Below are 12,371 nucleotides of genomic sequence, written 5' to 3' on the forward strand. Positions count from 1 at the left end.
TGCACGTGCAACGTGCTAGAACTTAGCAATATCTACTCCTATTATTAGAGTATGAGAAGTAATTTGAGCAATCTTTTCATTTTGGTTATAATTCATTTAAATAGCCTCCTGGTATTTGTAATTGTTGTCCTTTTGGCCTGCAAGCTTTGGACATTCATATCATACCAAGGGGCTTTTTTATGTTCAAACCTCATATTTCTTCATTACAGGAATGCTGCTTCGTTACTTCAATATCAACGTGTTTATTTCTATATTCAAGGCAATAATTCCTCTAACAAAATCCTTAAGGAGGAATTGATTTTGCAATTAACAAAAGCCTGGGAACTTTATGAATCGGATAAGAGGATTGAAGGATTCTCTCCACAGACATTAAAAGCGTATAGACTCCAATCTAAGTTACTCATCCATCACTTTAATGATGTAAGTATTGGATCAGTAACAACCGATCAGTTGAAAGGATACCTAGCAAAATCCAGCGAACACTTAAAGCCATCAAGTTTAACTCATCGGATTCGATTTATTAAATCACTATTTCGTTGGTCACACGAGGAAGGGCATATTCAAAAAAATCCAGCTGCAAAAATTAAAGAACCTAAACAAGGAAAACGGATTCCGAAATTTTTAACGGAGAGAGAAATTGAACATTTGAGGGAAGCGTGTTTTACTCCAATGGAAAAAGCATTATTTGAATTTATGTTTTCAACAGGTTGTAGAATAGGAGAAATTGTTTCTCTTAATAAAAATAGTATTAATTGGTCAAATCGCTCTGCAATTGTACTTGGAAAGGGTGATAAGGAAAGAGAGGTATACTTTAATATACGGTGTGAAATCTGGCTCAAGCGATATTTAGATCTTCGCCAAGATAATGACCCAGCTATATTTGTTACGGAACGACACCCGCACCGAATGAGTATTGGTCAGATGAGGTACATCATAAAGCGAATATCAAGCCGTGCAGGGATCAACAAAGAAATACATCCACACCAACTTCGCCACAGCTATGCCACCCACCTATTGAACAACGGAGCTCCTATCGATGTTATTCAAAGTTTACTAGGGCATGAAAAAAGCGAAACCACTAGGATTTATGCTCAGTTAAGTGGCAGCCTTAGAAGAGAATTTTATAGAAAATATTTTTAGTCATGAATGGCAAAAGGCATCGGACGATTCCGCTGCCTTTTTAGTCTTGCACCCGTTAGTTTGAGTGCAATCCTTCACAAACTTATTGCCAAAAGAAAAAATCCCTTTCAGTAAAGAAGGGAATTTTCTTTGTTTAATCCTTTAAGGCGAGGCTACTCATTTCCACAAGTAAACCTTTAACAGGTTCGTAATAGCACAATTAAGAAAGGAAATGATCTCTGTTGAACCAACGGAGATCATTTGTTCCAAACCTTTGAAGTGATTCATTTTATGTTCGATAAACACGAACGTTTTTGAATCAGAAAGCTGGCGCTTTAGCTGTACACAATTTCGTGTTCTTCACGTTTTTCATACAGCTCCCAATATTTCTCTGCAATTAGTTCAGGCGCAAAATGAGTTCCCGGAGCGACAGCTCCAGCAATTGTAACCGTACCGACAAAAACGCCTTGAGGCTTTAGTTCTTCAGCCAGAGTAAAGGCTAGGTTGCGTAGAGAAGCTTTGCCTATGCCCAAAGCAGTGTAGTCTGCCGAAGGGTACAGCGCCAATCCGCCACCCGTGAAGAGGATTGTTCCTGCTTTTTGTTCTACTAGTTCAGGGATAACTTGTAGTGCACAATGTAAAGCACCGGCTACGTCCACCTTAAAATGAGATACAAGGGATTCCGCTGTCAAGGAAGTTGGTTTTCCACCTTTCAAAACTGCAGCGTTGTACACCAGCACATCAGTGTTACCGTACTTTTTCTTGATTTGGTCAAAAGCTTCTGTTAGCGATGCCGGACTTGACGCATCCGCTGCTACCGCGTATGCTTCTATTCCTTCCGAGCTCAACTCCTGCACATATTGATCCAGCGAATCCTGATTACGGGAGACTAGGACAACACGGAAGTTATTAACACCGAATTTTTTTGCGACATGATTTCCGACACCAGCACCTGCTCCAACAACGACGATAAGTTTTTTATTCATTTATTTATCCTCCTATAAATTTTGTAAATTCAATAAACAAGTCCAATCTTATCTTTTTCCTTCATTATACCTGCTCTCGACTTTTAATAAGAATTGAGGCAATTAATCCTATTCCTAATAAAAGTGCTAACAATTCAAACGTTAAAATATAGCTACTTATATTCAATATGCCCATAGCTACAATTGGTCCAAGAGTTGCACCCATAAATAGAATAAAGGAGAACAGTGAAATCGCAGACCCCCTTGCAATTCCTCCTAATTGTCCGACAAGTGTTATTAAGGTAGAAATCGTTATGGAGACGCCAGCCACAAAAACAACACTCATCACGATAAGAAAGACCATATTAGTGCTAATTCCCAAAATTGCAAGACCTAAAACGGCTAAAGATAAGCCAACTCTGATAACGGAGTGGATACCAAACTTTGCGACCAGTTTTCCAGAAAACGGAGAAACTAACATACCTAAAATCCCGACACATCGCACATACAAAATATCTTGACTATTGAGACCAAATGTTCCACTTAAATAACTTCCTAGCGTTGTGTACATACCAACAAAAGAAAGTAAAAGTGTTATCGTTATGATGTAACACAAAAGTAAAGATTTTTGTGCAAAGACCTTTCCCATTTGTTTAAAAGAGTCAATCATACTTCCTTTTATTTGTGGTGCATTACTCATTGGGATAAAACACGTTACTAATATGACAGTGATTAGATAAACCACTCCAAGGATATAGAACACATAGTTCCATCCAAAGTTCTCACTTATTAGACTGCTGAACACCTGACCAACAATTCCAGACATTAAAAATCCTGTGCTGACAAATCCAGTTGTAGTGATTCGCTTTTCTGCCGGAAAATGTTCTACTACATACGAAAGGGCAGCTGGAGCAAATGTTGCTGCAGCAATTCCTTGTATCGCTCTTAGAGCTATCAACCACGACAGATTATTAAGCAATCCAATCAAAGGAGAAATTATGGTTAAGACTATAAGCCCAAATAAAATGATTTGCTTTCGCCCATAGCGATCTGATAAGGGACCGATAAATAAAAAACCCACAGCATAACATAATGAAAATGCACTCCCGCCCCAGGCTGCTTGCGACGTTGATACTTTAAGAGCTCCTGCAAATACTGAAACCAAGGGAATCGTAATATACAGGCTAGATACAACAACTAATCCACACCAGAAAAGAATAGCTGTTATGAGAGAATAACTTCTTTCAGAAGTTTTATGATTAACTTTTACATTTGCTTCTTTCAAAGAAAAGACCTCCTTATTGACATAGTTAATACCATGAAAACAGACTTCTGCCTCCATCCAACAGGGCAATCTTTGCTATATCATCCGCAGATAACGTAAAATCAAAGACATCCATATTTTCGATCATTCGTTCCCTATGGGTGGATTTTGGAATTACAACGATTCCGTGTTGGATTAAATATCGAAGCCCCACCTGTGCGTTCGACTTACCATATTTTTGCCCAATCTCTCTTAAGGTTTCATTAGAAAAGAACTTATTCTTTCCCTCTGCAAAAGGCGCCCAAGATTCAATTTGCGTACCATACTGTTTCATCATTTCTTGTGCCTGCGCTTGCTGCCGAAATACGTGTGTCTCCACCTGATTGATCGCAGGAATAACATTGCAAGATTCTACCAGGTTCACGAACACATCCGGATTAAAATTAGAAACTCCAATTGCTCTGACTTTTCCGCTTTGATAGGCTTCCTCCATAGCACGATAAATCCCGTGATAGTCAGAAAAAGGCTCGTGCATCAAAAGCAGATCAATGTATTCGAGCTTCATCGTCCGCAATGATTCATCAATGGTATTCACTGCTCTTTTATAACCGCCAAAGGGTATATACAATTTGGTTGTAATAAAAAGATTTTCGCGCTGCATACCAGATTTTCGAACTGCATTCCCGACTGCTTTCTCATTGCCATATACCTGTGCTGTATCAATCGAACGATAACCAACCTCGATGGCATCCAAAACGCACCGCTCGCATTCACTAGCACTAATTTGATAAACACCATATCCTAAAATAGGCATTTCCACACCATTATTCAAAGTGATATACTCCACAAATTTCCCTCCTTACTGAAAAACATCTCTTGCCCTTTGTTCCAACCTGTAAGATTATTCCTCTATGTTAAACCAATGATCTGAAGCTTGAATGACTGTCCAAGGTTTTAACATTAATACTCTTGAATTTTAAACCATAGCCACTTGACAGTGAATACACCAAAAAGCTAACATAGCATTAACTTAAAGTTAAAGCAGGTGTTTGTATGTACAATAGACATATCTATACATTTATTCTAGTAGCAGACTGTGGGAGCTTTTCCAAAGCAGCAGAAAAACTGTTTATCTCTACCGTATCCGTAATGAAACAGATCAATGTTCTTGAGAGTGATATAGGAGTGAAACTATTGGAGAGGACAAACCAAGGCGTATTTTTGACCGCAGCCGGACGCTCAATTTATCAAGATGCAAAGCAGATGATTCAAGCTTCCGACAGCGCCATCCAGCGTGCCAAACAGATTGCAGGTGAAGATCAATACGTCATACGGGTTGGAACTTCTTTACTGCGTCCATCTAAGATACTAATTGATTTATGGTCAAAAATTGATGAAGGCAATTTACCTTTCCAGATAAAAATTGTCCCCTTTGAAGACGATATGACCTCCACTGTTGCCTCCTTAGGTAAGGAAATGGACTGTTTTGTAGGTCCCTGCGATTCTATTCGCTGGATGAGAAAATGCAATGTTCATTTGCTTGGAATGAATCAATGTTGTATAGCTGTTTCACGCAAACACCGACTAGCTAAGAAAAAGCTATTGAAGTGGGAAGATTTATACCGAGAAACTCTTGTGCTTGTAAAACGTGGCGAATCTCTGGTTTTGGACCGCCTGCGAGATGAAATTCAAGCAAAACATTCAGAAATCCGTATCATAGATACACCAAATTTCTATGATGCAGATGTTTTCAATAAATGTCAGCAGATGAACTATGTTATGGAAACACTGGATATCTGGGCAGATGTACATCCTTCCCTTGTAACGATTCCTGTAGAATGGGATTATGAGGTTCCTTTTGGAATTGTATATGCCAATGAGCCATCCAAAGCTGTCATGGCTTTTATTGATACAATCAAAAAGGCAAACGTTTTGGAATAATTCGTGTCCCAATTGTGTATTTGGCAATTAAAAATACTGTTTGTGGCAGTATATTTCTTGAATGTAAAAGAAGCTGAAAATATGCAAGAAATCAATAAAAACTTGCATATCCTCAACTTTTTATAATTTGGGATATTAAACAAAAGCCCCCGGTAGTTTAAGTGTAATGCTTCACAAATTATCGTATGCTGTATACTCCACATTTATCGTCCAAATGATTGACTAAAAGATTGTCCAGATTGCACAATTTGACGTGCATTTTTTAGACGGAGAGACTCATATTCCAGAAGAGCCTCAGTTGCTCCAGTTCCTTGTATCCCCTTTGCAACACATTCAGCTAAGATAGAAGCATCTTGTAAGGAAGCATTAAATCCTGACGCAGTTAGTGGTGTAGGCAGATGTGCAGCATCTCCAACGATTGTTATACGTCCTTTCACTAGATTTTCAGGAACGTACTCGGCAATCGGTGTTCCGATAAGATTACGTGTTTGAATACTATGGAGGATTGCGTCCAACCAAGGTTGAGCCCATCTGTCAGAAGCCTTTTCAGCTAGCTCAATCAATGTCTGTTCAGGGATGTCTGGTGCATAAAGCGAATGTTGCACAACGTCTCCTTCAACACATCCAAGACGACGTAACAAATCATTTTGAGTGTTATCGTACCAAGCCCATCCCAGTCGTCGATCTCCTAGAGCTGTAGAACCGTCTGCTCCAGCAATAATGAAACCGAGTAAAAAGTCACCGATACCATCTGGCATAGTAAACTTCGGGGCATTGAGGCTAGGTCGGTGTTTTTTAGGTATGTCTTTCTCATCTACAATAGCTACCCATATCAAGTATCCCGCAAAAGTGGCGTTCGGTTTATGCGGTGAAACATAACGTCGCATAATACTACGGTGACCATCTGCACCAATTAAAATATCTCCGTGGAATGTTTCACCCTTATCCGTCACACCCCAAGCAGAGTTGTAGTCCTGATTAACAGTTTGAACACGGGCATCATAACGTAAGTCAATTCTGGAATCAGCTTCAACTTCTTTGCGTAATCGAAACTGTATAGATGACCAAGCCTCAGCCGACCTAATTCCACCAGAAGCAAGTTCTCTCAAGAATTTTGCTGTTTTTGTTCGATCAATTTCCCCACTGTCAACCTGAAGAACAGCACCACTACGTGGTTTCGCCCCAGCTCTCTCTAAAATTGTAACCTTCAGTCCAGCTTTTGAAAGAGCAATCCCTGTCATTAGTCCAGAAAGCGACGCACCAACTACAACCGCAGAGCAGTTACCTTCTTTTATAAAAGTATCATTGATTGATTTGTTCCTGAAATTCTTTCTCATTGCTTTTTTCCCCCTTATTAGTAATGTCTTCAAAAAGGAAAAACCGAATTTCCAAATTTGGAAAATCGGTTTTTAAGTGATAAATAACATTAAACATCAAATTTAACGTTACCAAGCCATCTTACAAATTCAGGATCTCTATGTGAAAAGAACACGCTCTCTTTCGTATCTAAAGTAGCAATAGTCTCTATATCTTCATGACTTAATTCAAAGTCAAAGATATTAAAGTTTTCAATGATTCTTTCTTTATGAACTGACTTTGGAATCACGACTACTTCTCTTTGTGTTAACCAGCGTAAAATCACTTGGGCAACAGATTTATTGTATTTTTCAGCTATTGATGCTAATACTTCATTTTGGAACATGTTATTTTTTCCTTCGGCAAACGGACCCCAGGACATAATCTGAACATTGTTCTCTTTCATAAGGTTATGACTTTCTATTTGTTGGCAAAAAGGATGGGTTTCAACCTGGTTTACTGCTGGAACTACTTCATTATGATCAATCAAATCAACTAGACGGTCTGGATAGAAGTTGCTGACTCCAATCGCCCTAATCTTACCTTCACGATACAATTCCTCCATCGCACGCCAAGAACCATATACATCCCCAAATGGCTGATGGATTAAATACAAATCGATATAATCTACTTGTAATCGTTCCAGTGATTTTGCGAATCCTTTCTTGGCATTCTCATAACCTGCATCTTGAATCCAAAGTTTTGTCGTAATAAATATTTCTTCTCTTGGGACACCACTTCGCTTGATAGCTCTGCCTACTGCTACTTCATTCATATAGGCTGCTGCTGTGTCAATCAAGCGATAACCTGCCATAAGGGCATCATATACTGCCTGTTCACATAGGTTTGGATCTTCAATTTGATATACACCAAAGCCAAGAATAGGCATCTCAACACCGTTGTTTAAAATTACTTTTTGCATATATAACTCCTCCTGTATTTTAAATGTAATATTTCAAATCACTGATTTTATCCCATTTAGTCCTCAATGGTTGGTGATTTACAATTTCAGTAACTTGAACTATGATAATCCTATCACCTTCGAGCGACACGAAGGCAAGGGATTTTAAAAAGTTTTTTAAAAAAATTTTTAGGGAGTGGTTAAAATGCATACTGTGAAGGAAGTGTCCAGGCTACTTGAACTAACCGAACATACCGTTCGTTTCTATACGGATAAAGGATTAGTTCCAAGTGTAAAGCGTGACAAAAACAATAATCGACTTTTTGATGAAGAATCAATCAGTTGGCTTAAAGGTGTAAAATATCTGAAACAATGTGGTATGTCAGTGGAAGACATTAAATCTTATGTAGACTTGTGTTTGGAAGGACGTTCTACCATTCAAGAACGTTATGAAATCATTATGAAACAAAAAGCCATTGCTCTGGAACAGTTGGAGGAAGCAAAACAAAGAGCTAAATATATGGAAGAAAAAGCAAATCACTACCTTGATATTATCAATGGAGTAGCCTCAGATGACACGAATCCTAAAGAATGGGAGTTATTAAATGTTAATACCTCTCCCAAAAAAAGAACAAGCTGATTTTCTTTTGGAAATCGGCTTGTTCTAAAGCATAGGAAACTGATTACCGCCTAATAATTAGTTCGATTTCTTTCCACTATTACAATGACTACTACTCCGAAATTACACTGTAGCCTCAGCAAAATCCCTTATATTCACTAAAAAGTACCTTCCTTTACAACCTTATATTATTATAATCAATGCTTGTTGTACTATCCTGCTCCGTTTGTACAACAAAAAAAAGACCACCACAGCGATCACTTCTTTAACTCTTGCACCCGTTTAAGAACAATTCTTCACAATCTGAGATAATTATAGCTTTTATTCTAGATTCCTATCAAACAATGCCCCCGTTTGTTCTGCCATCACACGAGCTGGCAAAGGCATTCCATTCTTGAACCACCATTCCACTGCCCCAACGATTGCTGAGCCAAAAAATTGAAGAATAACTACATCATTTAAACCGTTATTTTTTCCTTCTGTTACATTCACTTCATCTTTATATTCTTCGATAACCAAATCTAGAAACCGACTGCGAAAATAAGGGGCACCTTTACTCGCTAACATCGTTGAAAAGAATAAATAATTGCGCTCAAAGTATTCAAACCAGACATAATTCCCTTCTTGAAACGTCATTTCAGATGCGGATTGGCATAGTTCCCGGAGATTTTCTATATGTTCTTCAATCATCTTATCAAGGAGGTCGTACTTATCCGTGTAATGAAGATAAATTGTCCCTCGATTAACATCTGCTCTGTCTGCAATATCCTGAATTGTAATGTCATCAAAACTTTTTTCGGTCATCAGGTCAATTACAGCATTTTTTATGGCTACTTGGCTTTATGCTATTCTTCTATCTACCTTAGACATTTTAATTCACCGATCTTTCTAGAGATAATCAACAATTTTAATTGATTTGTTGAGTAATCAACGATTTCAGTTAAATTAACCATTGAAAGTATGAAGGGGTTTTTTATAATTATAAACAGATGTTGATTAATCAATCAATATTGATTTTTTATTAGTGGATTTAATTTAGCACCTTCGGAATAATAGAAGTGAATTAAGCAGAATCAGGAGGTTTAACTATGGATCGAGTTGAAAAGAGCAAGGAAAAATACAAACAACTATTTGGAAATGGAGTACCAGCCGCATACGCTACCGATCCTGATTTTCAAGACATCCTTAGCCGCTTCATTTTTGGGGAAGTATTCTATCAAGGAAATCTGGATGACAAGCAACGCGAGTTGATTACCCTAGTAGTGCTTACTACCAACCAGACATTGCCTCAGTTCAAGGCACATGTAGTTGCGGCACTAAACGTTGGGCTGACACCAGTAGAAATCAAAGAGGCTGTTTACCAGTGTGCACCATATATCGGATTTCCAAAAACATTGAATGCCATCAATGAAGTTAATGAAGTTTTCAAAGCGAAGAATATCGCTTTACCAATAGAAAGCCAAAAGCAGGTTGATGAAGAAAATCGCTTTGACAAGGGACTATCCGTACAGGTAGAGATTTTTGGCGAGACAATCGCAAAAATGCGTGAGGCTGCTCCAGAAAATCAAAAGCATATGCAGGACTATCTTTCCTCCTTTTGCTTTGGAGACTTTTACACTCGCAAAGGACTTGATTTGAAAACACGGGAGTTGTTGACTCTCTGTATTATCAGTACATTGGGCGGTTGTGAAAGCCAAGTGAAGTCACATGTTCTGGGTAACAAAAATGTAGGCAATGAAAAGGAAACATTGATCACCGCCATCACTCACTGCCTCCCATATATGGGCTTTCCGAGAACACTAAACGCAATAGCTTGTATTAATGAAATTATTCCTGAAAATTAAGGCAACACTTAAGGATTAAGTAAACGCTGGATAGTCAAACATCTCTGTTTTATTTGAAGAAATTCATAATGAGAAATGGGAAAACCGTGCAAATGAGACAAGGTATTTTAAAAAATATAACAATGTAAAGGAGACAAACGCATGTTTAACGAAAATTACAAATTATCAAATGGTGTAGAAATTCCAAAATTAGGTCTTGGTACCTGGCTGCTTGACGATGCACAGGCAGCACAGGCAGTGCGTGTTGCGGTATCTATCGGATATCGTCATATTGATACTGCTCAGGCTTATATGAATGAAACTGGTGTAGGCGAAGGAATCCGTTCCTGCAGTGTTACAAGAGAAGAACTTTTCATTACAACAAAGGTTGCTGCAGAAGCAAAGACCTATGATGCAGTTAAGCAGTCCATTGATGAGTCTTTAGCAAAATTGGGATTGGATTATATTGATCTTCTGATTATCCACAGCCCACAGCCTTGGGTAGAGTTCCGTGAGGATAACCGTTACTTTGAAGAGAACAAAGAAGTATGGAAAGCAATGGAGGATGCTTATAAGACAGGCAAGGTAAAGGCAATCGGTCTTTCTAACTTCCTTGAGGATGATATAGAGAATATTCTGGCAAGCTGTGAGATTAAGCCTATGGTAAATCAGATATTGGCACATGTGAGCAATACTCCTTTTGAACTAATTGATTTCTGCCAAAAGAATGACATCCTAGTAGAGGCATATTCACCTATTGCACACGGTGCAGTTCTCGATAATGCAGAGGTTAAGGTAATAGCTGATAAGTACGGAGTATCTGTTGCTCAGCTTTGTCTACGTTATGATATCCAGCTTGGTCTTGTAGTAATTCCTAAGACGGCAAATCCAGATCACATGAGAAACAATGCAGAGCTTGATTTTGTTATCAGCGATACAGATATGGAGTCTTTGAAGAATGTAGAGCAAATCCAGAATTATGGTGAGCATAGCTTCTTCCCGGTATTTGGTGGTAAGTTAAAATAAACAGAAAATAAATGAAAGTCGGACAAAAACCTGCTTGTAAGCTGGTTAATAAAAATAAAATTTATCGGAGGAATTAAGAATGGCAAAACATGAAGAAGTAAAAAATGGCGTTATTTTCCCAGCAGGAGAAAAAAATCCTTTTTCACAATTTTTTGTGGGTCAAAGTTATCTTAAAGGATTAGTCTCTGACCCTAAAATCAACGTTGGTGTTGGGAATGTGACTTTTGAACCAGGATGCCGAAATAACTGGCATATCCATCATGATGGTTTTCAAATTTTATTGGTAACTGGTGGCGAAGGTTGGTACCAAGAAGAAGGAAAACCTGCTCAATTCTTAAAAGCTGGTGATGTTATAGTCACTCACGATGGAGTTAAACATTGGCATGGCGCTACAAAAGATAGCTGGTTCGTACACATTGCAATCACTGCAGGTAAGCCGGAATGGTTAGAACCTGTCGATGATGAAACCTATAATAAATTGTAAAAAACTAACGCATCGAATCAAATGATTCGATGCGTTAATTATGACGGTCATACAAACAAAAGGAAAAGGACGGAATAGTATTGAAAATGGTACAGCCGTTACCTTAAGCCAAGAAGTTATTAAAAAAATGCAGCGATTGAGTTGATGATATGCATATTAGACATGCTGACTTAACTAACCTTTTATAGATACTCAACAATTCCGAACTTTATACTACGATTAACGAACCTGAAAACCGTGAACGTGTCAAGAATAATGCTAAGTTTGAAGGTTTGGGATTGAAGTCAAGTGACATTGCCGATGCAGTTGCTTATGCAATTAGCACACCGGAATCTGTTGCTGTAAGTGAAATCCTAATTCGTCCAACAAAATTAGTGAAATATATAAAAGAAGGCGTGAAATTAATGAAAATAAGATTAACTGTTGGTGAAAATTTATATACTACTACTTTGAATGACAGCAAAGCGGCAAGTGATTTTATAGAACTTCTTCCTCTTATGTTAACACTTGAAGACTATGCGGGAACGGAAAAGATTAGCGATCTTCCAAAAAGATTGTCTACTACCGATTCTCCAGATGGTACCGATGCTTCTATTGGAGATATTACGTATTATGCTCCTTGGGGAAATTTAGCTATATTTTATAGGGATTTTGGTTATGCAAAGGGACTTATTAAATTAGGTAGGATAGAGTCCGGAACAGATAAGCTTGCAAGTTTGAAAGGTAATTTTACAGTTACAATTGAAAAGATTGATTAAACTAAGAACAAGAGGGTTTAGAAGGATGTATTAAGTGTGCATCCTTCTTTTTTACCGTTTAAGACTGAGGGGAAATTTGTTACTTTTCTATAACTTTGTGAAGGAATGTACTTAA

At 38.1% G+C, this 12,371-nt stretch carries 13 protein-coding genes; 7 read left to right on the top strand and 6 right to left on the bottom strand.

Annotated elements, in window-relative coordinates:
• The first annotated feature begins 300 nt into the window (after window positions 1-300).
• Window positions 301-1,140 (top strand): tyrosine-type recombinase/integrase, encoded by an 840-nt coding sequence (locus AAHB15_RS29360; RefSeq protein ID WP_342043850.1) that lies wholly within the window; start codon window positions 301-303, stop codon window positions 1,138-1,140.
• A 314-nt stretch (window positions 1,141-1,454) separates the two neighbouring features.
• On the opposite strand, the gene AAHB15_RS29365 is transcribed toward AAHB15_RS29360, so the two are convergent.
• From AAHB15_RS29365 to AAHB15_RS29375, 3 genes are all read right to left on the bottom strand, one after another.
• Window positions 1,455-2,105, bottom strand: coding sequence for an SDR family NAD(P)-dependent oxidoreductase (locus AAHB15_RS29365; RefSeq protein WP_335575699.1), 651 nt, complete (start codon window positions 2,103-2,105; stop codon window positions 1,455-1,457).
• Between the two features lie 64 nt (window positions 2,106-2,169).
• Complete coding sequence (locus AAHB15_RS29370; RefSeq protein WP_342043851.1) at window positions 2,170-3,369, bottom strand: MFS transporter; 1,200 nt, start codon at window positions 3,367-3,369, stop codon at window positions 2,170-2,172.
• Window positions 3,370-3,394: 25 nt separating this feature from the next.
• The gene (locus AAHB15_RS29375) at window positions 3,395-4,195 is read right to left on the bottom strand and encodes an aldo/keto reductase (RefSeq protein WP_335575701.1); all 801 of its coding nucleotides are present in this window, start codon (window positions 4,193-4,195) and stop codon (window positions 3,395-3,397) included.
• Window positions 4,196-4,401: 206 nt separating this feature from the next.
• Between AAHB15_RS29375 and AAHB15_RS29380 the strand changes: the two genes are divergently transcribed.
• Window positions 4,402-5,289 carry a LysR family transcriptional regulator gene (locus AAHB15_RS29380; RefSeq protein ID WP_342043852.1) on the top strand — a complete coding sequence of 296 codons (888 nt, stop codon included), beginning with the start codon at window positions 4,402-4,404 and terminating at the stop codon, window positions 5,287-5,289.
• A gap of 203 nt (window positions 5,290-5,492) precedes the next feature.
• Here the strand turns inward: AAHB15_RS29380 and AAHB15_RS29385 are convergent, their stop codons facing one another.
• Window positions 5,493-6,626 carry an FAD-dependent monooxygenase gene (locus tag AAHB15_RS29385; RefSeq protein ID WP_342043853.1) on the bottom strand — a complete coding sequence of 378 codons (1,134 nt, stop codon included), beginning with the start codon at window positions 6,624-6,626 and terminating at the stop codon, window positions 5,493-5,495.
• A gap of 89 nt (window positions 6,627-6,715) precedes the next feature.
• The gene (locus AAHB15_RS29390; protein WP_342043854.1) at window positions 6,716-7,567 is read right to left on the bottom strand and encodes an aldo/keto reductase; all 852 of its coding nucleotides are present in this window, start codon (window positions 7,565-7,567) and stop codon (window positions 6,716-6,718) included.
• A 184-nt stretch (window positions 7,568-7,751) separates the two neighbouring features.
• Between AAHB15_RS29390 and AAHB15_RS29395 the strand changes: the two genes are divergently transcribed.
• The gene (locus tag AAHB15_RS29395; RefSeq protein WP_335575706.1) at window positions 7,752-8,186 is read left to right on the top strand and encodes a MerR family transcriptional regulator; all 435 of its coding nucleotides are present in this window, start codon (window positions 7,752-7,754) and stop codon (window positions 8,184-8,186) included.
• A gap of 300 nt (window positions 8,187-8,486) precedes the next feature.
• On the opposite strand, the gene AAHB15_RS29400 is transcribed toward AAHB15_RS29395, so the two are convergent.
• Window positions 8,487-8,993, bottom strand: coding sequence for a TetR/AcrR family transcriptional regulator (locus tag AAHB15_RS29400; protein ID WP_335575711.1), 507 nt, complete (start codon window positions 8,991-8,993; stop codon window positions 8,487-8,489).
• A 260-nt stretch (window positions 8,994-9,253) separates the two neighbouring features.
• Between AAHB15_RS29400 and AAHB15_RS29405 the strand changes: the two genes are divergently transcribed.
• From AAHB15_RS29405 to AAHB15_RS29420, 4 genes are all read left to right on the top strand, one after another.
• Window positions 9,254-10,009, top strand: coding sequence for a carboxymuconolactone decarboxylase family protein (locus tag AAHB15_RS29405; protein WP_335575707.1), 756 nt, complete (start codon window positions 9,254-9,256; stop codon window positions 10,007-10,009).
• A 141-nt stretch (window positions 10,010-10,150) separates the two neighbouring features.
• Window positions 10,151-11,014, top strand: coding sequence for an aldo/keto reductase (locus AAHB15_RS29410; protein ID WP_335575708.1), 864 nt, complete (start codon window positions 10,151-10,153; stop codon window positions 11,012-11,014).
• A gap of 79 nt (window positions 11,015-11,093) precedes the next feature.
• Complete coding sequence (locus AAHB15_RS29415) at window positions 11,094-11,498, top strand: cupin domain-containing protein (RefSeq protein ID WP_335575709.1); 405 nt, start codon at window positions 11,094-11,096, stop codon at window positions 11,496-11,498.
• 278 nt (window positions 11,499-11,776) lie between these two features.
• A complete protein-coding gene (locus AAHB15_RS29420) occupies window positions 11,777-12,256 on the top strand; it encodes a cyclophilin-like fold protein (RefSeq protein WP_335575710.1) in 480 nt (159 codons plus the stop codon).
• Window positions 12,257-12,371 lie beyond the last annotated feature (115 nt).

It is taken from the genome of Bacillus sp. OTU2372, from assembly GCF_038440275.1.
GTDB lineage: Bacteria > Bacillota > Bacilli > Bacillales > Cytobacillaceae > Neobacillus > Neobacillus bataviensis_B.